The following is a 23,286-nucleotide window of genomic DNA, read 5'->3' as shown; positions in this document are numbered from 1 at the left end:
ACACGGCCTATAAAGGTAAGCATGCTTTCTTGCTTACCTTATTTTCTTAAATTATTTTGCAAAAATATTTGACCTGTCTACAACTATACACTTCATACTTATTGTATTCAAAAGCCTTATAGGCCTATTTCATCATGTATTTAATTTCAGAGTTAGCAGCAAAGCTTGGTTTGTCGCGCACGACAGTGTTGTATTACGAGAAGCTTAAAATCATTCAAGGGCGCAGGCTTGCAAATGGTTATCGCTATTACAGCGAGGCTGATTTACAACGCTTGGTTTTGATCCAGCAGTTACAAAGCGCGGGGTTAACCTTAAAAGAGTGTCAGAGCTGTTTAGATGTAGAGCTAGATAAAGCTATTTTGCAACAGCGCTTAGCACAACTTGAAGATGAAATTACCGCTAAGTTACAAGCCAAAGATTTGTTACTAAGTTTGCTTGGCGAACGCTCTCAAAAACACTTACATGATGAGCTGAATAAGCGTGCGCCAAGTGCACATTTAAATTGGTTGTTAAAGCAAGGATACACAGAAAAAGAGGCATTGCGGCTTCGTTGGTTATCAAAAGATATGAGTGACCATGAAAGCTACATGCACGATTTCATGACTGTGTTTGAGCCATTAGAGCGGTGGGGGCCTGGTAGCGAAGAAGCCACATTAAAAGCCATTGCTGCTGTTCCTAACAATGCCAAACAAATTTTAGAAATTGGCTGTGGTAAAGGCTCATCAACATTATTAATAGCCAAACAAACTGATGCCAATATCACGGTTTTAGATAATGAGTCATCGGCACTTGCTTATTTACAGGAGCGACTGCACAAAGAGCAATTGGCTGAACGTGTCTCTTTGACTTGCGCATCGATGACTGCACTGCCTTTTAAAGCAAATTCATTCGATGTTATTTGGGCTGAAGGGTGTGTGTATGTCATGGGGATGCAAAGCGCACTATCAAGCTGGAAACCGTTTCTTCGCCGTGATGGGGTAATTGTGGTCAGTGATTTAGTTTGGCTTAACAGCCAGCCTGAAATGGCGGTTAAAGAGTACTGGCAAGCGAATTACCCAGATATGCAACTAATCGAAAGCCGCATAGCCTTATTTGATGAGCTTGGTTATGAGCTTATAGAGCAGTTTTCGCTGGATCAGCAAGCTTGGCAAAACTATTGGCAACCACTCAAGGCGCGCCTTGCGGAGTTAGCGCCATCGATAAGTGAGTCTCAAGCTGTAAAAGACATACAAGCAGAAATTGCCCTTTACGAAAATGAAACTGGGCAAAACTTTACTTATCACTATTTTATTTTAAAACTTAAGGAGTCTAAGTGAATTTTTCAATTTACGAACAGAGCCAAAAAAACGAGATTATTGCGCTTTACTTGGCAACATTTAGTGCATCAGAGTCAAAACAAGAAGGCGAGCAAGTTGCCCGTTTAGTCACTGACTTTTTAGCTGAGCCATACCCATCAACTGATTTATATGTGTTTGTCGCGACAGATAAGCAACGTATCGTGGGCGCTATTGTGCTGTCGCGTTTACAGTTTGCGCACGCTAAAGAGGTGTTTTTACTCTCGCCTGTTGCAGTGGCAACGGATTGTCAGGGACAAGGCATAGGACAAAAGCTGATCCAATTCGGCTGCGATAAGCTAGCTGAACAAAATGTCAGCCTAGTGATGACCTATGGTGATATCAACTTTTATGGAAAAGTCGGGTTTTCCGTTGTGAGTGAAGAAATTATTCAAGCTCCTCATAACTTATCTTACCCAAAAGGTTGGCTTGCTAAACCAGTTTTAGATGACGAAATTTTGCCAATTACTGGTAAGCCAAGTTGCCTAAAACCTCTCGATAATCCACAGCTTTGGTAAACATTATGCAAACACCTTCACTGATCGAATTAGGCATGCGACCTTTCTTTCAACAACAGTTGAGTTTAGATGAGCTAGAAAACGGCTACTTAGGGCGTGTTGTTGAGCATCACAAAACAGAGGTCGTATTGCTTGGCGAGCAGGGCACGGTGCGGTTTGCTTTAACACCGAGTCTTGAACAAATTTGCGTAGGTGATTGGGTGGTATTTGATGATTCGCGTATTTTACGGGTACTAGAAAGAGCTTCAATCATTAAGCGCAAGGCTGCAGGCTCTAAACACGAGTTTCAATTAATCGCGGCGAATATTGATACCGTGTTTATTGTTACATCGCTTAATGATGACTTTAGCTTAAATAGGATAGAGCGATATTTAGCCTTGGTTAAAAATGCCCAAATAGAGCCTGTGGTGGTGTTAACCAAAGCTGATACTTGCCCAGACGTTGAAAAGCACTGCCAGCAAGTGCAAAACCTCGACTCTCTTTTGAGTGTTATTGCTATTAATGCGTTAAAAGAAGAGGGCTGTGACTTACTTACACCTTATTGTCGAAAGGGGCAAACGCTCGCATTTATGGGCTCATCTGGAGTAGGTAAATCGACCATTGTTAATGCACTACTTGGTTCCGATGAATTAAAAACAGCAGGTATTCGTGAACAAGATAGCAAAGGCCGTCATACAACAACCTTTAGATCGATTAAAAGGTTATCTAATGGTGCGTTATTGATGGACACACCGGGTATGCGAGAATTGCAATTAAGCGATTCAAAGCAAGGTATTGAACGTGCATTTGAAGATGTTGAGCTACTCGCAAGTACCTGTCGATTTAAAGATTGCCAACACCAAACAGAGCCGGGCTGCGCTGTTATTAAAGCAATTGAAATGGGCTCATTATCAACAAGACGCTTAGAAAATTACCGTAAGTTGTTAGCTGAAAATGAGCACAACAATGCCACCATGGCTGAAAAGCGAGCCAAACAGCGCGCGTTTTCAAAAATGGTTAATACTGTCCAAAAGCAAAATAGGTCAATTAAAAAGACTCAAGAGTGATCGTTAGTTTGCTCTTGTTTAATGCAAACAAAGCGAAACCGCAGTTAAGTTTCGCTTTCATCACTGTTTTCTTGTAACTTATTTAGCAACAAGAATGATAAGTAGGTTGTTATGTCTGGGTATGCTTTTATTAGGCAAGGAATAAAGCCATTTTTAATTGTAGTATTGTTGTTCGTTATTTATATATTTTTTTCACGAGAAGCAGCAATCTTTGTAACCAATTCAGAGTCATCAAATGATACAAAAACTACGCAGCACGTTGAGGCAAAAGTAAGCATACCTGCCACAAAACCTGACACGAGTTTGTTAGCTAATGAATCAGATGAGCAAGGGAGTGAAGTAAATGACAGCCATGAACTTATTATCAAAAATGCACCGAAGTGGCGTTTTGATGGTGTGTTAATTGACCACTTTACTGAGCTAAAGCAACGCGCTGAGGGGGGGGATGTGGAGGCTAACTATCTCATCGCACAAAATCTTAAGTACTGTTTTAATGCTCCTTTAGATGCTGAGACGCTTGAAGCAACATTAGCTGAAATCTATGAGTTTAGTGATGCTGGCGATATACAAAGCCGTGTTTTAGATAAATATGAGTATTGCCAAGGATTAGATTTAGCAACGCGGCGTTCTTTTTACAGTTATTTGGCAGAGGCTGCAGCAAATGGTTCGGCTTATGCGCAGCAAACGCTTGCTGGGCTAACTCCCGAATTTTATATGAAGTCACAATTTCCTGATAAGTTGTCACGTGCCGAGTTCATCAAAAATCGCGATAGTTTTAATGAGCGTAAAACCGTATTTTTAGAGCAAGCAGCGAAGCAGGGCAGTGAACAAGCGCTGATGAGTTTAGCGAGCATGTATTACAGCGAACAAGTTGGTGAGCATAGTGCAGCAAAAGCCTACGCTATAAATCGACTCATTATGGAAATCACGCAAAATAACGATGTGTATAATCGTTATGCGTGGTTTGAGCAAAGACAATACCCGACACTTTCAGATGAAGAGCTGAGTATTGCAAACAACTTATATGATCAATGGCTGTTGCAAATAAAGCAAAATAATACATTATATCCAAAGCAAGAATGCTTAAAGTATTAATTACCCAAAGCAAGGAAGGCAATTATGTTTGAACCAAACTATGCAAGTTACACTCTTGAAGAGCTGTTAGATTGCAAAGCGAATATAGACGCACAAGCATGGCCCGATCGTCTAAGAAACATCGAAAATGCACTCAGTGTTTATGCCAGTCAATCTGCTGAGCACGCAAAACAGTACAAACAAGCAGTGTTTAATGCGTATTGTGAGACGTTACGCCACGATCTAACCATCAGTATCGACGATAATATTCTTTGGTTTTTAAGGCCATTTTCAAAGCGAGCTAAAGATATTACCCCAAGTACGTTTGTTGGCGAAGTTTGCCCACTTTGCAAAGGAAATCTTAGCGCAACCACATGGGCTGCTGGTTGGCAGTTGAGCTGCGAACATTGTGAAGTAACAGGGATTGTTGTTGAAAATATGTGCTACTTAAAGTGAGTTAAAAAAGCCTAGCGCAGGCTAGGCTTTGAATGAAAAGGAAAATTAACAGTCGTTTATTAATTGTTTTTAAATCTATTATTTAAATACGACTTCACCATAGTAATGTGGGTCTTTACCATTTTGTTTAAGCATGTAAGTGCACTTGACGCCTTTTTTACCAAATTGACCAACAGGTGCATGATCTTTTAGTACATTTATTTTTTGACCATTAAAGTTACAAATAAAGTCACGGATTGAACCTTTAGTCGACGTAAAATCTCCAAGCTTCACTTTATGGTTCTTTTTAAAAACAAAAGCTTTGTGAGAATTGCCGTTACGATAATCGTACATATCTAACTTTAGCGTTGCTTTATAGCCTTGCTTTACAACACCTTGGCCATTTGCATCGTAAATAGTTCCTTTCCATGTTACGACTTTATTTTTACCCCGATAATGTTTCGGTGACTTACCTGTGTCTCCACCTGGCGATAAAGTAAAAGTAATAATTTCGGCATTACTGCCGGGGCGAGACTTCCATGAGCATTCAATGCCGTTTTTGAATTGGTGGTAATTCAATCCTTTTAAACCTGGCCCTTTAATAGCTGGGCAGGTTACTTTGCCGCCAATGCTATCAGAGTACATCATTTTATATTCTTCAGGTTTTATATACGCTTTGTTATCGCCATTACCATAACGAACTTCATCGTAAGGAATGGTCAAGAAAACTCCTTTAGTGCCGATTTCGCCTCGCAATGACTGTGCACCAAAATTCGGATCGTCTACTGCGTAAGCTGTTGATGTGAAAGCGACAGCAAGTAATGCTGTGCTAAAGATGTGATGTTTCATTGTTCTGGATTCCAAATTCCACAACCCGGCTATCTTCCCATTTCCTTACTTCTTTCAGAGAAGACCCGTGGCTTTCCGTCCCTACCTCACAGTAGGTTTGGCAGTATTAATACATTAGTTTTGTTAAAAACATATTTGTATGACTGCATGAACATCTATTAATAGTTCCTAAATAGTGTTCAAAATACCTGCTTTTTAAACGTGGTTTAAATCATATTTCGTATTCTAGAAATAATGATTGAAAAGAAGTGTAGGTGAATAATTATTTAATGCAAAATAATTAGTATAAATTTATTATTCTTGTACCTTAAAGCAGTTATTCTGGATCTGTTTTGGGATCAGCGTGTGTTTTTTGGGTATTTTTTATGATTTTGATTCTAAATAGAATATGTTTTCAGTTAAGTTATATGGCATTGAATTAAAATGGTATTTTAATTGAAACTTTTTTGTTTCTTTAAAGTATACTAGTTGAGCAGTGTTTTTATATTAGGCACTGCTCAATATGTTTATTAAGCTTTTTTAACAAACTTAGCGGTTACCATCATTTCACCAACGCCATCAACTTTACAGTCTAACTCGTGGTCTTTTTTATCTAACACGCGGCGGATCACGGCTTTGGTGCCTATTTTAATTACTTGTGAGCTACCTTTAATTTTTAAATCTTTCGCAACAGTCACTTTGTCGCCATCAGCTAATAAAGTGCCGTTAGCATCTTTCACATTGATCATATCATCGGTATCAACCGCGTTAGGATCCCACTCATGAGCGCATTCTGGGCATACTAAATTGTTTTGATCTTCATACACGTATTCAGAGTTACATTGTGGGCAAGGAGGAAAAGACATAAATGGCACCATGGTTGATTTTAAAGAGGTATTTTAATGGCTAAGAGCAAACTATGCGAGTACAAGGCATATATTTTATGGCTCAGACGTTTCGAGCGTTTTGGTAATTGAGAATATTCCTCTTAGATCACCAAGCCGATAGCCTGTGGCTAAATCATTTGGGTAATGCTCGCTGAGTGCTTGCTTTACTTCTGGCGCAATTGTTTGGCCATGACAATTGAGGCAAACTGGCGCGACTTTTATCGCTTTAGCAAAGCGAAATTGACCATCTTTATTGGTTGAAAAAGTCACATTGTCGATGCTTTCTGTATTTCTGATCATATCGAGTAGCTGAGCGATTTTTTCAGCTTCCCAGTTATCAGGTTTATTATTTGAATTACGGTTTTTAGTACTTTTACGCGCTACCGTCCAACCATCAGTTGATAAACTCTCGGCAATGGCCGGAGCCTGCATTTTACACACGTTAATTCCTTCGACTAAACCGCCTTGTTTTATTGCGGCTCCCAATGCTGATTTGAGCGTTTTTGCAAATTCAGTTGCTCGCTCCGCTGCTTGAGTTTCTAGAGTCGCTGATTTTGTTTCAGCATAAATACTAGGTGAAAGTAACGCAGTACAAATCAAAATTGTTCTGAAGGAAAACATAGTAAAACCTTACATTAGATATATCTAATATAGTAGTTTGTTTTTACTTTACATGCCAATTTAGATTCTTTGCACAAAGCCTGCTGGAGTGTTGTTACTAAATTGGTTAAGGTGAAGAAAATATCTTGAGAACAAAAAAATGAAAAAACTAATTTATATCGCCGCTTTGTTATTCTCTGCCCTGACATTTTCAGGTACCGCTCCATACAGTGGAGAGATAAGTCGTGATGACTTACTTAAAGACTACTCTGCGTTTAGTGAAGAGTATGATGAATACTCACCGAGCGAAGAAGAGTTAAGCACTATAAAAGCACTGCAAGGTAAGCAGGTTTTGGTGTTCTTGGGCACTTGGTGTCATGACTCAAAACGTGAAGTGCCTCGATTTTTAAAGCTTCTCGATACTGCCAAGGTGCAGTTAGGCTCACTTAAACTAGTGGCTGTAGGCTACGATAAGCTAGACCCTGCAGGGTTAGCAAAACAGCACGACTTAATGTATACACCAACCATTATTGTCCTTGATGGCGAAAAAGAGCTTACCCGTATGATCGAAAAGCCAAAACAAAGCTTGGCTTTGGATCTTACGCAACCGGGTCAAACGCTATAAAATCATCAATAGATAAGGGCATTGATATTAAGTAACCTTGAATATAATCAATGCCTTTATCACTCACCAACTGCCATTGCTCTGAGCTTTCGACCCCTTCAGCAGTAATCGTTAAGTCTAGTTGATGGGCTAAATCACTCATCGTTTGTAAAAATAAACCATCTCGTGGGTTATCAACGCAGTTACAAATAAAGGCACGGTCAATCTTAACGTTATCTAACGGAAACTGCTGAATCGACGACAGCGATGAATAACCCGTTCCAAAGTCATCAAGTGATAAATTAAAACCTGCTAATTTAAGTTCATGCATTAGGTTTATGGCGTATTGGGTATTTTGAAATAGGGCTGATTCGGTGATCTCAAGATTAATTTTTTGATTAGCCGGAAACAGCTTAGCTTTTTCTTTACTGAGTCGTTTAACTAAATGCACATCAGAGAACTGCTTACGCGACAGGTTGATCGATACTTTAATGCGAATGTTGTTATCAACCATGCGGTGGCAATCTTCAGCAACCTTAGCAACAATCCAACGAGATAATAAATTAATAAGCTCTGATTGCTCAGCGATGGCAATAAACTCAACAGGTGACACAAAGCCTCTAACAGGGTGCTGCCAACGTACAAGCGCTTCACAGCCAATCAGTGTGCCATCTAGAGTGTTTACAATAGGCTGATACACCATACTTAGCTGTTCGTTGGCCGCAAGCGCATGGCGTAGATCACTTTCGAGGTTACTTTGTGCAATAAGCTTATCTTTTAGAGATTGGCTATAAACTGTGAACGGTTTTTGTGTGCGAGGGCATTCATTCATCGCAATGAGGGCTGTGTTGATTTGCTCAGCCGCATCGATGTTTTGTAAATGCGGATAGCCCACGCCAATGTATAAGTGGTAAAAATGAGCGCTACCAGCGGTTTCAATAATACCGCCGACCTGATGCTGTAATTTATCTAATAGGGCGGCGAGTTTTTCATCAAAAATGGCTTCTTTTAGTAATATTAAAAAACAGCCAGGTTTTATATGAGCGCAAAACGCTTGATGTAAGTCAGAAAATTCAATTAGCCGGTTAGCTATCGTTGTCTGTAGTTCATTTAAGTAATCTTGACCGTAAATATCTTCTAATTGACGATAGCCTTTGATCTCGGCACACAATAAAGTAAGGCCGCTACTGTATTGGTCTTCAGGGCATAAACTAGCGATATATTTTTCGCTGTAATGGCGATTGGCAAGGCCGGTGACCGAGTCAAAATGTGCTTGCTGGTAAAGCTCATGTTGGCGTTGTTTTTCAGCACTTATGTCTTTAATCGTACCAACCAAGGTGTTGGTTTTAGGGTTCCATTCAGCGTGTTCATGAAACCAGCGTTTTTCTCCATTGAGTTTAATCGTGTACTCAATTTCAGTTGGGTTACTAGGCTTAGTATGAATAAAATTTAAAAACGAATTTTTATAAAAGCTATCGATTTTTTTACAGACATCAGTAATTGATTGCGCTTTGCTTTGTTCTTTGAATAGCGATTTAGCTTGTGATGATAGTTGCCTAATGCTTTTATCAGGCGACAGATGCCAACTACCTACGCCACTGAGTGACTGAGCTTGTTTTAATTCAAGTGCCTGTTCAGACAGCTCTAAGGTTTGCTTTTGCACAAGTTTTTCGAGGTTTTGCTCATGCTCACGTAACCGAAAAGTAATCGTAATCAAATAGCAGCTAACCGATGAAAGTAACAGAGCAATGAGTAATAATACTAAAAATTCAACATGCGCCCGATAAGCAAACTCGTCTTTAATACCCACAACCCAATGCTGATTTTCAACATCGAGGTTGTAAGTTGACCAGTGGTTTTCTTCAAAACCGTGGTTATTTAAAAGCGGCAAGTAGTTATTCGTTGTTTTTTGCCAAACCTCATAGAGGTGAGAGGGGGAGGAGCTCTCAGGGCTCAAATTTGCAATAAATTCTGGAAAGCGCAGCACCGCGATTGCAAACCCCCAAAACTCATTTTGATCAAAAATTGGTAATCGAGCGACTAATCCTTGACCACCTTGAGCCAACTCTTTAGGTCCATCGATTCGCATTTTTTGAGTATCAATGGCTGTTTGTAATGACCTTTCAATACTTTGCATCTTGAATAAATCAACACCAATCACACTCTCGTGACTGGTTAGCGGGTAGCTGTATTGAATTACCCCTTTTGGTGCGAGTTGAATAGTTTGGCTACCATCACTATGAGTTAATATCTCTGTGGCAAGGGTTTCGAATTCAGTTTGCGTATATGCAAAGTCACGCATTGCGGCGCGAACAAGGTAGGGACCAAGGAGTGCGTTATCGAGGGCTTTTTCAAGTTTATTGCTGTAACTGTTAAGTGCTGCACTTAGCTCAATCTCATGCATTTCTTGTCTATCGTAAAACACTTTTAGTGCGATCGCCGAAAACAAGCAGAAACTGAGAAAAAAAGAAGTAAATAACAACGAAAAATATGTAATATTACGCAATGGCGTCCCTGAATTGAGTGGGTATTTAAGTACTAAGCTCGTTTTTAAAAATACTAGTTTAGGGTTAACTGATTGTCTAGCGAAGAGCTAGAATTTTAGTTGAATTTTTAGCAAGTTAAAAAAATAATTGTACCTAAATACAATGAATTGCAAGCACAAGTAAGATTAAACACTATGTACCAAGCCGTTATAAAAGCGATAGATGCAGCGAATGCTGTCGATCCAAATCGTGTAAAACAAGATGATCAAGAGCTAGCAAAAGAGTCACTATACGCAATGCGTATGACCGACATGCTAAACCGCTTTAATCCCCAAGCCGATGAGTTGATGCGCATTGCTGCGCGAGGACAACATATTGAGCGTTGGCGCTCTCCTCGCAGTGATTTTCCTATGGGTAAGCAAGGTTATTATCAATGGCGTACGGCTTTATATGATTTTCATGCCGAGCGTGTAACAGCCCTTATGAAAACGGCGGGTTACGCACCGGAAGAATGTGAGCGCGTATACGCAGCCGTTGCTAAAAAGAACATAAAACGAAACCCCGATAGCCAATTGATTGAAGACATCGCAAGCCTTGTGTTTATTGAGCATTACATGCTTGATTTTGCAAGTAGTAAGCCTGACTACGATGAGCAAAAATGGTTGGGTATTATTCGTAAAACATGGCAAAAAATGTCAGATGAAGCACATGACTTTGTATTAGCTGGTAACATCAGCTTACCTGAGCCGCTTAAACCGTTAATTACAAAAGCGCTAAGTTAATTAAAAAAAACAAGGATGTACTATGTTTTGTCCGCGTACTAAAACAGCCCTTGAAGCAGTGAGCATTGGCGACGTTAACGTGTATTTATCAAAAAGCGGTGGCGTATTTTTTGATAACCGACAAATATTTCACTTTAGCGATCCGAGCTTAAAACCAGCGCAAGTGCTGGTGGCTCATTTACAAACCCTGCCAACAGAATGTGTTGATTTAGCAAAGCGAATTAATTGCCCGAATTGCCCTGACGTGGTGATGATGCGACGCTTTTTTACGCCACTAAAAGTGGTTGAAATAGACGAATGTCCAAACTGTGCTGCTATTTGGCTTGATCATGGTGAGCTTGAAAAGATCCATGAAAATCATTTAACGCCAAAAGAACGTGAAATGCTGCGTATTGATATGGCCAATAATCATGGTTTTATTCAAGTTAAAACCCCAAAAAGGCGCTACTCAGTTCATGCTGAAAAGCCTGAGTCTAATGCAACGTCATCATTAGAAAAACTAGCAGAACTTGCCTATTTATCGATTTTGAATGACTGAAAATAAGAAGCCTGTACCAACTAAGATACAGGCTTTATTAGTTATTAAGTGTTAAAGTTTAACCAGCATTTTTCCTTTATTTTTACCTTCGAACAGGCCAAGAAATGCATCAACGGCATTTTCAATGCCATGGTAAACCGTTTCTTCAGATTTAATTTTACCTTCGCTGATCCATACGCCCATTTGTTCAATAAACTCAGGGAACTGATCAAAGTAATCAATCACGATAAAGCCTTGCATGGTGAGCTTTTTCGAGTTGATATAAAACAGGTTGCTTGGCCCTTGCTGTGCAGTGTCGTTATTGTAACCTGAGATCATGCCACATACAGGAATACGGCCGTAATCGTTCATTACATTGAGTGCCGCTTCAAGATGATCGCCACCTACGTTTTCAAAGTACACATCAATGCCTTGTGGTGCCGCTTGTTCAAGAGCTTCTGTTAGGTTTGCTACCGTTTTATAGTTAATTACAGCATCAACACCAAACGCTTTAACCATTTGTGCTTTTTCGTCAGAGCCAACCGAAGCAATCACTTTACAGCCTTTTAGCTTAGCAACTTGGCAAACAACGCTACCTACAGCGCCTGATGCAGCTGAAACAAACACGGTATCAGTTTCTTTTAGGCTAATTACCTTTGTTAAACCTGCCCATGCTGTTAACCCGGTCATACCCATAGTACTTAAAAACAGTTGGTCTGGTAGTGGTACACTAGGTAGTAGGGTTAAATCGCTGCCATCGCTAATGTGCATGGTACGCCAGCCGCTAATATGACTCACTTTGCTTCCTACTGGAAAGTCCTTATTGCGCGATTCAATCACTTCGCCGATGGCACCGGCATCCATTACTTCGTTTAAGTTAAATGGCGCGATATATGATTTACGATCAATCATGCGTGGACGCATATAGGGGTCAACTGACATCCAGGTATTTTTAATTAACACTTCGCCGTCGTTCAAATCAGGAAGTGATACGTCTACCTGCGCAAAATTAGCCTGTGTTGGTACACCTGTTGGGCGTGAAACTAAATGAATTTGTTGACTTGTAGCCATATAAACCTCGAATCTGCTAGATTAGAATTAATTAACCGCGCAAAATATTTGTGCGCAAACTATTTGTGAGCAATTTAATGGTCTTTACTATAAAAGGCAATAGAACGTCGTAAAATAATTTGCGCGCAAACTAAATTAAGGCAATAATACGGCTGTATTTCAGTTTAGGGTAGCAGCATGAGCAACAACTTATCAGACAATGTATGTTTCACTTTATACAGTGCAACAAATGCGTTGATCAGAGCGTTTCGACCAATCCTAGAAGCTTATGACTTAACCTATCCACAATATATTGTGATGCATTCGCTTTGGTATAATAATCAAGTGAGTTTAAAAGCACTTTCTCATGATACTCACCTCGATTCTGGCACCTTAACACCGATAGTTAAGCGCCTAGAGACAAAAGGTTTATTAACGCGTCAGGTTTCAAGTGAAGATGAGCGTAAAAAAGTAATTTCGTTAACAGAGCAGGGCATGCAACTTAAAGTTGATGCTGAAGAATTAACGGCTAAGTTAATGGCACGCTCAAATATGAGTTTGGAGCGAATCGAGTTATTACGCGAGTTAACCCTTGAGCTGCATACTGACCTGACAAAAAGCTAATCTTCTAATAAACACACTAAAGTCCCTTCAATAGCGCGAACATACGCATAATGCTGGGCGTCTTTTTTAGTGGGCGGGCATAATGGCTCAGCGCCAGCCAGCACAGCTTTATCGTAACTTTCGACTAAATTATGGCAGCTGAATCTTAGCTCAAAGCCAAGCGCAGGCTGCTTAGGATGGGCGCGAATATACCCTTGCTTGAAGTATGATTGCGCATGCGGGTGGGTTGCAAAAGCAAGTTTAATTGATCCTGTAACAAGTTCACCGTACTCAGCATCGTCACTGATATGGTTGGTATTTAAACCAAATGCTTGATAGTAAAAGTCGAGTACTTCTTCTACGTTATCGACGTAAATAACCTGACTTAAAAAGTCCATTTATGCTGCTCTATTTATTGTTCGTTTATTAAATAAAGCATAGTTTTAGCAATAAAAAAACCTTGTAAGTCATACTCACAAGGTTTTTTTAATACTTAATGCTTACGAAGAAACTACGACTTGTTGCGGTTTTCTTTCGCAAACGCACGGATTTTACGCTTTTGCGATAAGGTCACTTTGTTAGTGCGACCTGCATATGGGTTATCGCCTTCTCTAAATTCAATTTTGATTGGCGTACCCATAATACCTAATGCTTTACGGTAGTAGTTCATTAGGTAGCGCTTGTAGCTATCTGGTAGGTCATGAACTTGGTTACCGTGGATCACGATACGTGGTGGATTATAGCCACCTGCGTGAGCATATTTAAGTTTTACACGACGACCGCGAACAAGTGGCGGTTGGTGATCAGCTTGTGCCATATCCATGATACGACGCAGCATCGCTGTGCTAATACGCTTAGTTGCTGATTCGTATGCTTCGTCTACTGACTCAAATAAATGACCCACACCTGTGCCGTGTAAAGCAGAGATAAAGTGTAAACGTGCGAAATCGATGAAACCTAAACGACGGTCAAGCTCTGACTTAATTCGTTCTTTAACGTAATCGTCAAGGCCGTCCCATTTGTTAACAGCAACAACCAATGAACGACCTGCGTTTAAGGCAAAACCTAATAAGCTTAAGTCTTGATCAGAAATACCTTCGCGAGCATCAACCACTAGTAATACGACGTTAGCGTCTTCAATCGCTTTAAGGGTTTTGATCACAGAGAATTTTTCTACAACATCGCTTACTTTCTTACGCTTGCGAACACCCGCTGTATCAATAAGAATGTACTCTTTGTCGTTACGTGTCATCGGAATATAGATAGAGTCACGGGTGGTACCCGGCATATCGTAAACGATTACACGTTCTTCACCTAAGATACGGTTTGTAAGTGTTGACTTACCAACGTTAGGGCGACCGATAATAGCAAGCTTTACTGGCTTGTCAGCAAAGGCTTGCTGGTTGTCTTCGCCTTCTTCACCTTCGCTGTAAAGATCAATTAGTTCGTCATCACTTTCTTCAAGCTCTTCAGCTTCGCCTGCAAGTTCTGCAATAACGGGCTGTAAGGTTGTTTCAAGTAGCTGAGTGATACCACGGCCGTGAGCTGCAGCAATGTGATGCACCTCGCCTAAGCTTAACTGGTAGAACTCAGCACAGTATGAGTCTGCATCAATACCATCGACTTTGTTTGCCACAACAAAACATTTCTTTTGTTGTTTACGAAGGTGGTTAGCAATAGCTTGGTCAGCCGCAGTCATACCTGCGCGGGCATCAACTAAAAATAGCACGATATCGGCTTCTTCAATCGCTAGTAGCGATTGCTCAGCCATTTCAGTTTCGATACCTTGCTCAGAACCGTCAATACCACCCGTGTCTACCACGATAAATTCATAGCCATCGTAATCAGCTTGGCCATATTTTCTATCTCGTGTTAAGCCAGGAAAGTCGGCTACGAGGGCGTCACGAGTACGTGTTAAACGGTTAAATAATGTGGATTTGCCCACATTGGGTCGCCCAACAAGAGCGATCACGGGAAGCATAAACTACCTCTTAAAAAAACAACAAAAGGCTTCGCCAAGCGAAGCCTTAGAAAAATAACGTTTACTATTAGTAAGTTAGTTTGGGATTTTAACCGCGCTAACTTCACCATCTCGGGTGTATAATATCAATTTGTCACCGGCAACAACTGGCTCAATGAAGAAACCTGAGCTGTCAAAGTCTTCGCGCGATACAAGCTCGCCCGTTTCTTTGTCTAACCAGTGTAGGTTACCTTCTTGGTCACCTAGTGCTAAATACTTACCAGCCACGGTAGGGCCTGTTAAGTACCAGCCGCGTAGTGCCGGTTGGCTCCAACGCTCAATACCTGATGCCTTATCTAGACCGTAAACAACCCCATCGCTGTCAACTACATAGATAGACTGGCTATCCATTGATAAATCACGGTAGCTGCTGTACTCACGTTTCCAAACAACATTACCAGAACGAATATCAACGGCTGCTAAGTTACCATTATAGGCGATTGCATAAGCATATGGACCGCTAATTAATGCTTGTGTATCTACATCAACCAAACGTTCAAATTCAGACGCACCTTTTGGAGAAGCAATTTCAGCACTCCACGCAGAGTAACCATTTTCAGAAATTAATACGCTTAATTTACCTGTTTCAAGGCCTAGCAATACACCGCCGTTGGCTACAGTTGGTGAACTTTGACCACGTAATGTCAGTGGTGGAACTTCTTGTTCAAAACTCCAGCGCTCTTCACCTGTATCTGGGTGCACAGCTAATAGTTTACCTGAGCCTAGGTTTACAAAAATTAGGCCGTCGCCTGCAGCAGGTTTAGCAAGTACTTCGCCTGGCATAGTTTTGCGCCAAACAATTTCACCAGTTTCACGGTCAAGAGCGGTTAAGTAACCATGCTCAGAACCAACGAAAATTTTGCCGTAAGCTTGTAAAATACCGCCCGATAATTTGGCACTTTCTGTGGTTTCCCAAGGCCAGAAGGCTGGGTTTTCACGTACATCTGTTTGCCATAGCGTATCGCCATTTTCAAGCGATAGGGCTTCAACTTCACCTTCGCGGTTCGCTACATACACAACATCGTTATAAATAGCCGGTGTTAAGCGAGAGAAATAATGCTGAACACCATCACCAACTGATTCTTGCCAAACCACTTCTGTCTCAAACTGATTAACAATTTCAGGCAGTACCAATTCATCTTCGTCATCACTTGACGAACACCCAGTCAGGGTTGCGATACACAGAGCAAGTGTTGCCGCTGTTAACTTTTTCATCTTAACCCCTTACGCCGCTGGGCTAGTTTGTGCTAAGTCATCAAGTTTAATTTGTAATAACGGATTGTTTTCAAGGCCGCCATTATCAGCAGCAGCTTGGTATTGGCTGCGTGCTTCTGCTTTGTCGCCTTGTGCAGCATAAACATCGCCTCTTAATTCAGCAACTGCAGCAGCAAATGATGCTGGAAGCTCGGCATTTAGCGTTGTTAGCGCTTGCTCATATTGCTTTTGTGCAAGGTGAACACGAGCAAGGCGTGTTGTTGCCGTTGCTTTAAGCTCAGGGTTTTGCTCGTTGGTGATGATCCAGTTAAGCTTTTCGCTTGCTGCATCAAGGTCATTCTTTTCAACGGCTTCTTTCGCTGCTACAAATGCTGTTAGCGTGCTGTAGCTTGACTCGCCATTGTCTTTAATAAACGTATCCGCTTTTTCTAGCACGGCACCGCTTTCAACAAGTTGTGTGAAAGAGTCAGATGCTTTCTCAGCTGTGGTGATTTGGTTTTGGTTATAAGCTTTCCAACCATATAAACCACCTAAACCTGCAACAATACCAATTGCAAGTGCTAAACCATTTTCACGGAAAAAGCGTTTGATCGCTTCTTCTTGTTGTTCTTCTGTTGAATAAATTTCCATGCTTACCTCTGTTGCTAGCTGGGCTTAAATAAGCTCAGCTAGTAGCGTTTTCGCTTCTTCTAGTTTTAAGGTGACTTGTTCTTTACGCTCACGTAAGTACTTAATAGTCACAACGCCTTGTTCTAATTCATCTTCGCCGATAATAACCGCGACTAGAGCATCGCTTTTATCTGCGCGTTTTAATTGCTTTTTAAAGTTGCCGCCGCCTGCGTGCACCATAACACGTAGACCTGCAACATCTTTACGTAATTGAGCGGCAATGATAGGCGCTTGAATGCTGGCTTTATCGCCCATGGCTGCCAAATATACATCAGCACTACGGCGGATGTCACCTACACTTTCTAGCGCTTGAAGTAATAACACTAAACGCTCAAGACCCATTGCAAAACCAACCGCTGGTGTTGCTTTACCGCCAAGTTGTTCAACTAGACCATCGTAACGACCACCGGCACAAACGGTCCCTTGTGCGCCTAGGCTATCGGTTACCCACTCAAAAACGGTGCGGTTATAATAGTCAAGGCCACGTACAAGCTTTTCATTTACCGTGTATTCGACGCCTGCAGCGTCTAAACGTTCACATAAATTTTCAAAATGTTCTTTTGATTCAGAGTCTAAGTGCTCAGATAGTTTAGGCGCATCAGTTAAAATGGCTTGTACATCAGGGTTTTTGCTGTCTAACACACGTAAAGGATTAGTGTGCATCCGACGCTTAGAGTCTTCATCAAGTACATCGACGTGTTGCTCTAAGTAAGCAACAAGTGCATCACGGTAGTCTGCACGCGCTTCATTTGAACCTAATGAGTTAAGCTCAAGACGAACGTGATCACTGATACCAAACTCTTTCCATAATTGGGCTGTCAGCAAAATAACTTCTGCATCAATATCAGCAGTGGCAATGCCGAATGTTTCTAAACCAAATTGGTGGAATTGACGGTAACGCCCTTTTTGTGGACGCTCGTGACGGAACATCGGGCCCATGTACCATAAACGTTGTTCTTGGTTATACAGTAAACCGTTTTGATTACCTGCACGCACACACACTGCGGTACCTTCAGGGCGAAGAGTCAAGTTATCGCCATTACGGTCAGCAAAGGTGTACATTTCTTTTTCGACGATATCGGTTACTTCACCGATAGAGCGCTTGAATAGGTCGGTTGATTCAACAATTGGAAAACGAATTTCTTGATAACCAAACGATGAAACTGTTTCACGTAAAATGTCTTCTACTTTCTGCCAAATTTGCGTATCGCCTGGCAGACAATCGTTCATACCACGAACTGCCTGAATTTGTTTTGCCACTGATAAATCCTAAATACTGTAATTGCGCTGAAAAAAATCGCGCCTCAAGAAAAACTAAAAATTGACCCGCTATTATACCGTTTGGGCTCTAAAGGTAAACGGCAAACCCAAGGGTTTGCCGAGTATATGCGAATTATTCAACGATTTTGATGTCGATTGGCGTTTCTTTCTCTTTCTTAGCGATAAAGTCACGCACATAGCCTTCAAGTTGGTCGACAATATTATCGTTATCGATACGCGCTTTTTGGCGCTCACCATTGATGTATAAGCCAGAGCGACGGTTGGCACCAGCAAGGCCAATATCACTAACCAGCGCTTCGCCAGGACCATTTACCACACAACCAATTACCGACACTGACATAGGCTCAACCACGTCTTCAAGGCGCTCTTCAAGCTGGTTCATGGTGCTTACCACATCAAACTCTTGGCGTGAGCAGCTCGGGCAAGCAATAAAGTTAATGCCGCGCGAGCGAATGCGTAATGATTTTAAAATATCAAAACCCACTTTGATCTCTTGTACCGGATCGGCAGCAAGTGACACGCGAAGTGTGTCACCAATGCCTTCGGCAAGTAACATACCTAAGCCAACAGCCGATTTAACAGAGCCTGAGCGCATACCACCTGCTTCGGTAATACCTAAATGCAGTGGTTGGTCAATTTCTTTCGCAAGTAAACGATATGCACCGACTGCTAAAAATACATCTGACGCTTTAACAGATACTTTAAATTGATCAAAGTCTAAACGCTGTAAGATCTCAACGTGGCGCATAGCTGATTCAAGGAGTGCCTCAGGCGTTGGCTCACCGTATTTTTCTTGTAAGTCGCGCTCTAATGAACCGCCATTAACACCAATACGAATAGGGATGTTATGCTCACGTGCAGAGTCTACAACGGCACGAATACGCTCTTCGCTACCAATGTTACCCGGGTTAATACGTAAACAATCAGCACCATACTGAGCCACTTTTAATGCAATACGGTAATCAAAGTGAATATCTGTTACCAGCGGGATAGTGACTTGTTCTTTAATGCTTTTAAATGCTTCAGCTGCTTCCATGGTTGGTACAGACACACGCACAATATCGGCGCCGGCATCTTGAATAGCTTGAATTTGTGCAACCGTTGCATCGATATCTAGGGTGTTGGTGTTAGTCATCGACTGAACGGCAATTGGCGCACCATCACCAATTGGCACGTTACCTACGTTAATACGGGTCGATTTTCTGCGTTTAATAGGAGATTCTGAAAACATTGCGGTTACTCTGATAACGGTAAAGTAAATTTAGCTAAGCGATTTTTGGCAAAATGTGAGGTATCGACAGCTTGACCTTGAAAAGTAATATCGACTACTTGGTGTTTGCCGAGTACCACACTAAACGGTTGTGGACCGGTTACTGTCATAACGTAACCTGCTTTTTTAACACCAAAAGCAATACGATCGCCGTTGCCATCGTGAATTTCTACCCAGCTATCTTCATTGAAGTGCATCACCACTTCGCTGTGCTCAGGATCAACCTTCTCAGTTTGTGGCTGAGCGGCAGGTAGGTTTTGTAATGCAGCTTGATTTTGTGCTTCGTTGCTGGTCGTTGGCGCATTTGCTTCAGGCTGAACGATTTCTTGCTCGTCTTCAGCGAGTGGTTGAATGGTTTCTTCAGCAGGTGCTTCTAAAGCTAAGTCAGGTGAAATATCACTGCTTTCAAGCTGATTTGGCATCGCAGTCGTGACCGGCTCTTCGATATTCTGGTTGCTATTTTGCCACCACCAAAACACTGACGAACCAATGATCACCGCTAAGATAAAGTAGCTAAACAGCATTAAGCGGCTGTCATGAGCTTCTTTTTCTGTGCGGCGAGAAAAGCTCTGCATTTTAGATTTTTTTGCAGGTTCAACGTGCTCTGGCAGTAATTCAAGCATGGCTTGGCTATCGATTTTAAGCTCACGGCAATAGCTTCTAACATAGCCCTTTACGAAGGTCGCAGGGCCAAGTAATTCGTGCTCATCGTTTTCTAACCGTTGCACCTGTAAAACAGTTAGCTTTAATGCACCGGCAAGCTGCTCAAGGCTCATTCCTGCGTCTTCGCGGCGCTTTTTTAGCGCTTGGCCGAGCGTTTCTTGCGGTTGTTCTAAATTGTTTTCTTCATTCATAATGAGTATGAGTCTGGGTCTACCAATAAGAGTCTATGCCCAGGTTCTAGGGCGACATCTGGGCTCAATTTGTTCCAGCGCATTAACTGATCGATCAATACGCTATGCTGTGTGGCTATGCTATAAAGCGTGTCGCCATCGCTGATGTTGTGATAAATGTTCGGATCATTTAAATAAATGCGAGTACCGTTTTGTACACGATCCGATTCTTTTAAGCCATTCCACAGCAAAATCTTTTGTAGTTTAACATTGTATCGCACCGAAATGCTAAAGAGGTTTTCACCATTTTCAATAATATGATACGGAATATTCAGCGCCGGTACATTTGCGTTCAGCATGGGTAAATTAAGCGGCTCGTTTGTCACGCTAAAGTCGTTACTACTTGTTGAAGTAGTGCTATTTTGGCTGCCACTAAATACGTTTTCGTCTTTTTCTGCTTCATAAAACACCACTGTACCAGTATTTTTATTAGGGCTTGGTGTGGTTGCAGGCGTTTGTGGCTGAACATTAGGTGTTTGTGGTGCACCAAATGACACTATGGTCACTTCATCACTGCCTTGCGCTGTTGTTTGTGTTTGTTGCTTTGCAATAACAGGGGCTTGTTCAACTGTACGAGAGGTGACTGTTTGGAAACCTTCGTCAGTTGTTTGCTCAATGGATGCCTCTGGTGTTGTATTGAGTGGTTGTGCAGAGGCGAGAGTCTCTGTTGCTGGCTTTTCTTCGCTGCCTGAGTTTACCTCAGTAGGCACTTGCTCATTGCTTTGCGCTACAGTTTCTGGCTCAGGTTGAGCTTGAATAACAGCAGGCTTTTTTTGTGAGGGTTGAGCATTCGTTGTTTGTACAAGGCTTTGCCCGGTAACAGGCACATACGACTGTGAAGCAACGGTTTGTTTAGCAGGCGCTTTTCTTTTCACGATGCGAATCTTTGGCTGATCTTTGCTCACGGAGCTGTTATCAACTGATATTTTCAACTCTTCAAGCTGGGCTTGACGGTATTTTTCACGCAGAATTTCAAATTCTGAGCGTTTAGTTTGTCCTGCTGTAATTGCTTTTGCTTCGCTCGAACCTGGATAGGTTTGTAAAATGATACCTGCCGTTGTTTCGGCTTTTTCAATGTGGCCCATGCGTTGCTGGATTAAGTAGCTGAGCATGAGTGCTCGAGGGGTTACGCGGCCTAACGATTCGTATCTTTCAATGATATCTTCCGCTTTATGAAGGTCGCTTTTTGCGTAATACAAACCGGCAAGGCTTATCATTGAAGAAGGGCGCTGTGAGCTGTGGTTTAGCGCTGATTTTAGGTATTTTTCTGCGTTTTCAAAGTCATCAAATTCAATTGCACATAAGGCTAAGTTTTCGTAACTTTCAGCTACCCGGATATAACTAGGAACAGCAATCGCTTTAAGAAGCTCTTCCGCAGCGCGGTCATATTCGCCAATGCCACACAAAAAGACACCATAGTTATTTAAGGTGTTAGGATCATTAGGAGCGATTTTTAGAGCGCGTTGATAGGCTTTATCGGCTAGCTCTGGTTCATCAACTTGTTGATAATAATAAGCTAATGAGTAGTGAACTTCTGGGAGGTCAGGGGCAAAATCTGCAGCGCGTTCTAGGTTATATTTTGCTTGTGAGTTGTTGCCTGTCTTTAAGTACTGTAACGCAAGGGCAATACGAGTACGGGCTGCACCGGTATTATTAACCTGCTTTTCAACAACGGGTCTGTCGCTACCTTCGTAGCTGTTTTCTGTAACACACCCTGTTAATGCGAATGCACCAACAGTAATGGCAAGTATAGAACGCATTACCTAATCTCTTCTTTGATTCCGTATGCCTATCTTACCGAAAAGCCTTTGTGTTGCATCTATTATTTTAAAAATAACGAGTTTGTCACAAAGGCTTATCTTTAGAAATTACGCTTATGCTTGGTGAACATTTACCGCAATTGCGTTATCTTCGCGCATTTTCTTTTTCGCTAAACGTTTAGTACGGTCAACGACATCACCGACTAATTGACCACAAGCTGCGTCAATATCATCACCGCGGGTACGGCGAACAATACAGGTAATTCCTGCTGCTTGTAATACTTTAGAGAAGCGGTCGATGCGGCTGTTGCTCGAACGGCCATATTCGTTGCCTGGGAATGGGTTAAACGGAATTAGGTTCACTTTAGAAGGTGTACCTTTAAGAGTTTTAACCAATTCGTGAGCTTGATCTGTGCTGTCGTTTACACCTTGTAGCATAACGTATTCGATAGTCACGTCTTTGTTTGCTTTAGAACCATCAATATAACGACGACACGCCGCTAAAAACTCTTCGATAGGGTACTTTTTATTAATTGGTACCAGTACATCACGTAGTTCATTGTTTGGCGCGTGAAGTGAAATAGCCAGCGCTACGTCAATTTTCTCTTTTAATAAATCAAGAGCAGGTACAACACCAGAGGTACTTAACGTAACGCGACGTTTTGATAAACCAAAACCCCAGTCGTCCATCATAAGTTCCATTGCTGGTACTACATTTTTAAGGTTTAGTAATGGCTCACCCATACCCATCATTACCACGTTAGTAACTGGGCGCTTAGTGCTATCGCCATCTAAACCAATGTCTTTTGCAACACGCCATACCTGACCGATGATCTCAGATACAGATAAGTTACGGTTGAAGCCTTGTTGTGCTGTTGAGCAGAAAGTACATTCAAGGGCACAACCTACTTGTGATGAAACACATAAAGTTGCACGGTCTTTTTCTGGGATCCAAACAGCTTCTACTTCTTGGCCACCTTGTAGCATTAGGGCGTATTTGATGGTGCCATCACTTGCCTGTTGTCTAACTGAGATTTCAGGAGCAACAATTTCACATTCAGCTTTTAGTTTCTCTTTTAGCTTTTTGTTGACGTTCGTCATGTCGTCAAAATTGTCTACACCAAAATGATAAATCCATTTCATCACCTGATCGCCACGGAATGGCTTTTCACCGAATGATACAAAAAGCTCACGCATTGCATCTCGGTTTAAATCTAATAAGTTAATCTTTTTTTCAGTGGTCATGAAACAACCTCAATCAGTGACGGTGGTAAGTAGTTTGGGGGCGCGATTGTACATTATTTAATCGACTTAGTCATTAGCTAAACATATTTACAATAAGCTTAGCTAATGACTAAAAAAGGGCCCGAAAGCCCTTTTTCTTCTGCATCACAGACTTAGCTGTGAACTCGAA

General features: G+C 41.6%; 23 protein-coding genes and 1 riboswitch. Of the genes, 9 read left to right on the top strand and 14 right to left on the bottom strand.

The window, feature by feature from the left end; translation table 11 throughout:
• Positions 1-134 precede the first annotated feature (134 nt).
• From KQP93_RS18835 to KQP93_RS18815, 5 genes are all read left to right on the top strand, one after another.
• Positions 135-1,316, top strand: a complete 1,182-nt coding sequence (locus KQP93_RS18835; RefSeq protein ID WP_217877349.1) for a MerR family transcriptional regulator — start codon at positions 135-137, stop codon at positions 1,314-1,316.
• Complete coding sequence (locus KQP93_RS18830) at positions 1,313-1,852, top strand: GNAT family N-acetyltransferase (RefSeq protein WP_217877348.1); 540 nt, start codon at positions 1,313-1,315, stop codon at positions 1,850-1,852. Before KQP93_RS18835 ends, KQP93_RS18830 begins: the two co-directional genes overlap by 4 nt.
• 5 nt (positions 1,853-1,857) lie before the next feature.
• Positions 1,858-2,898 carry a ribosome small subunit-dependent GTPase A gene (rsgA, locus tag KQP93_RS18825; RefSeq protein WP_217877347.1) on the top strand — a complete coding sequence of 347 codons (1,041 nt, stop codon included), beginning with the start codon at positions 1,858-1,860 and terminating at the stop codon, positions 2,896-2,898.
• A 111-nt stretch (positions 2,899-3,009) separates the two neighbouring features.
• Positions 3,010-3,993: a hypothetical protein gene (locus tag KQP93_RS18820; protein ID WP_217877346.1), complete on the top strand. Its 984-nt coding sequence runs from the start codon at positions 3,010-3,012 to the stop codon at positions 3,991-3,993.
• 24 nt (positions 3,994-4,017) lie between these two features.
• Positions 4,018-4,428 carry a hypothetical protein gene (locus tag KQP93_RS18815; protein WP_217877345.1) on the top strand — a complete coding sequence of 137 codons (411 nt, stop codon included), beginning with the start codon at positions 4,018-4,020 and terminating at the stop codon, positions 4,426-4,428.
• Between the two features lie 78 nt (positions 4,429-4,506).
• On the opposite strand, the gene KQP93_RS18810 is transcribed toward KQP93_RS18815, so the two are convergent.
• The 3 genes from KQP93_RS18810 to KQP93_RS18800 form a co-directional block, all read right to left on the bottom strand.
• Positions 4,507-5,256, bottom strand: a complete 750-nt coding sequence (locus KQP93_RS18810; protein WP_217877344.1) for a hypothetical protein — start codon at positions 5,254-5,256, stop codon at positions 4,507-4,509.
• A 16-nt stretch (positions 5,257-5,272) separates the two neighbouring features.
• Positions 5,273-5,368: riboswitch (cyclic di-GMP riboswitch) on the bottom strand.
• A 397-nt stretch (positions 5,369-5,765) separates the two neighbouring features.
• Positions 5,766-6,101 (bottom strand): zinc ribbon domain-containing protein YjdM, encoded by a 336-nt coding sequence (locus KQP93_RS18805; RefSeq protein ID WP_217877343.1) that lies wholly within the window; start codon positions 6,099-6,101, stop codon positions 5,766-5,768.
• A 75-nt stretch (positions 6,102-6,176) separates the two neighbouring features.
• A complete protein-coding gene (locus tag KQP93_RS18800) occupies positions 6,177-6,743 on the bottom strand; it encodes a Tll0287-like domain-containing protein (protein WP_217877342.1) in 567 nt (188 codons plus the stop codon).
• 139 nt (positions 6,744-6,882) lie between these two features.
• Here KQP93_RS18800 and KQP93_RS18795 point away from each other — a divergent pair, with 139 nt between their 5' ends.
• Positions 6,883-7,347, top strand: a complete 465-nt coding sequence (locus tag KQP93_RS18795) for a TlpA family protein disulfide reductase (RefSeq protein ID WP_217877341.1) — start codon at positions 6,883-6,885, stop codon at positions 7,345-7,347.
• Here KQP93_RS18795 and KQP93_RS18790 read toward each other — a convergent pair.
• Entirely contained in the window at positions 7,322-9,730 is a 2,409-nt protein-coding gene (locus KQP93_RS18790) for a putative bifunctional diguanylate cyclase/phosphodiesterase (protein WP_217877340.1), read from the bottom strand. The genes KQP93_RS18795 and KQP93_RS18790 overlap by 26 nt on opposite strands.
• Positions 9,731-10,006: 276 nt before the next feature.
• Here KQP93_RS18790 and KQP93_RS18785 point away from each other — a divergent pair, with 276 nt between their 5' ends.
• On the top strand, positions 10,007-10,594 hold the full coding sequence (locus tag KQP93_RS18785; protein ID WP_217877339.1) for a DUF4202 domain-containing protein: 588 nt from the start codon (positions 10,007-10,009) through the stop codon (positions 10,592-10,594).
• 22 nt (positions 10,595-10,616) lie between these two features.
• Positions 10,617-11,132 carry a zf-TFIIB domain-containing protein gene (locus tag KQP93_RS18780; RefSeq protein WP_217877338.1) on the top strand — a complete coding sequence of 172 codons (516 nt, stop codon included), beginning with the start codon at positions 10,617-10,619 and terminating at the stop codon, positions 11,130-11,132.
• A gap of 51 nt (positions 11,133-11,183) precedes the next feature.
• On the opposite strand, the gene KQP93_RS18775 is transcribed toward KQP93_RS18780, so the two are convergent.
• Positions 11,184-12,182, bottom strand: a complete 999-nt coding sequence (locus KQP93_RS18775; RefSeq protein ID WP_217877337.1) for an NADP-dependent oxidoreductase — start codon at positions 12,180-12,182, stop codon at positions 11,184-11,186.
• Between the two features lie 177 nt (positions 12,183-12,359).
• On the opposite strand from KQP93_RS18775, the gene KQP93_RS18770 reads away from it, so the two are divergent.
• Positions 12,360-12,785 (top strand): MarR family winged helix-turn-helix transcriptional regulator, encoded by a 426-nt coding sequence (locus KQP93_RS18770; RefSeq protein WP_217877336.1) that lies wholly within the window; start codon positions 12,360-12,362, stop codon positions 12,783-12,785.
• Here KQP93_RS18770 and KQP93_RS18765 read toward each other — a convergent pair.
• The 9 genes from KQP93_RS18765 to KQP93_RS18725 all read right to left on the bottom strand — a co-directional run bounded on the left by KQP93_RS18765 (position 12,782) and on the right by KQP93_RS18725 (position 23,117).
• Positions 12,782-13,162 (bottom strand): VOC family protein, encoded by a 381-nt coding sequence (locus tag KQP93_RS18765; protein ID WP_217877335.1) that lies wholly within the window; start codon positions 13,160-13,162, stop codon positions 12,782-12,784. The two genes, KQP93_RS18770 and KQP93_RS18765, sit on opposite strands and share 4 nt — an antisense overlap.
• A 113-nt stretch (positions 13,163-13,275) precedes the next feature.
• The gene (gene der, locus KQP93_RS18760; protein WP_217877334.1) at positions 13,276-14,745 is read right to left on the bottom strand and encodes a ribosome biogenesis GTPase Der; all 1,470 of its coding nucleotides are present in this window, start codon (positions 14,743-14,745) and stop codon (positions 13,276-13,278) included.
• Positions 14,746-14,820: 75 nt separating this feature from the next.
• A complete protein-coding gene (gene bamB, locus KQP93_RS18755) occupies positions 14,821-15,999 on the bottom strand; it encodes an outer membrane protein assembly factor BamB (RefSeq protein WP_217877333.1) in 1,179 nt (392 codons plus the stop codon).
• Positions 16,000-16,008: 9 nt separating this feature from the next.
• Positions 16,009-16,629 (bottom strand): YfgM family protein, encoded by a 621-nt coding sequence (locus tag KQP93_RS18750; RefSeq protein ID WP_217877332.1) that lies wholly within the window; start codon positions 16,627-16,629, stop codon positions 16,009-16,011.
• A 24-nt stretch (positions 16,630-16,653) separates the two neighbouring features.
• On the bottom strand, positions 16,654-17,928 hold the full coding sequence (hisS, locus tag KQP93_RS18745) for a histidine--tRNA ligase (protein ID WP_217877331.1): 1,275 nt from the start codon (positions 17,926-17,928) through the stop codon (positions 16,654-16,656).
• Between the two features lie 133 nt (positions 17,929-18,061).
• Complete coding sequence (gene ispG, locus KQP93_RS18740) at positions 18,062-19,180, bottom strand: flavodoxin-dependent (E)-4-hydroxy-3-methylbut-2-enyl-diphosphate synthase (RefSeq protein ID WP_054553525.1); 1,119 nt, start codon at positions 19,178-19,180, stop codon at positions 18,062-18,064.
• Positions 19,181-19,185: 5 nt separating this feature from the next.
• Complete coding sequence (locus KQP93_RS18735) at positions 19,186-20,073, bottom strand: RodZ domain-containing protein (RefSeq protein ID WP_217877330.1); 888 nt, start codon at positions 20,071-20,073, stop codon at positions 19,186-19,188.
• Positions 20,070-21,872, bottom strand: coding sequence for a type IV pilus biogenesis/stability protein PilW (gene pilW / locus KQP93_RS18730; RefSeq protein WP_217877329.1), 1,803 nt, complete (start codon positions 21,870-21,872; stop codon positions 20,070-20,072). Before pilW ends, KQP93_RS18735 begins: the two co-directional genes overlap by 4 nt.
• A gap of 114 nt (positions 21,873-21,986) precedes the next feature.
• Positions 21,987-23,117 (bottom strand): bifunctional tRNA (adenosine(37)-C2)-methyltransferase TrmG/ribosomal RNA large subunit methyltransferase RlmN, encoded by a 1,131-nt coding sequence (locus KQP93_RS18725; RefSeq protein WP_058584529.1) that lies wholly within the window; start codon positions 23,115-23,117, stop codon positions 21,987-21,989.
• Positions 23,118-23,286 lie beyond the last annotated feature (169 nt).

It is taken from the genome of Pseudoalteromonas shioyasakiensis, from assembly GCF_019134595.1.
In the GTDB taxonomy this organism is placed as follows: Bacteria; Pseudomonadota; Gammaproteobacteria; order Enterobacterales; family Alteromonadaceae; genus Pseudoalteromonas; species Pseudoalteromonas shioyasakiensis_A.
The sequence above is the reverse complement of the archived record's forward strand: the minus strand, read 5'-3'. Positions and strand labels throughout refer to the sequence as shown.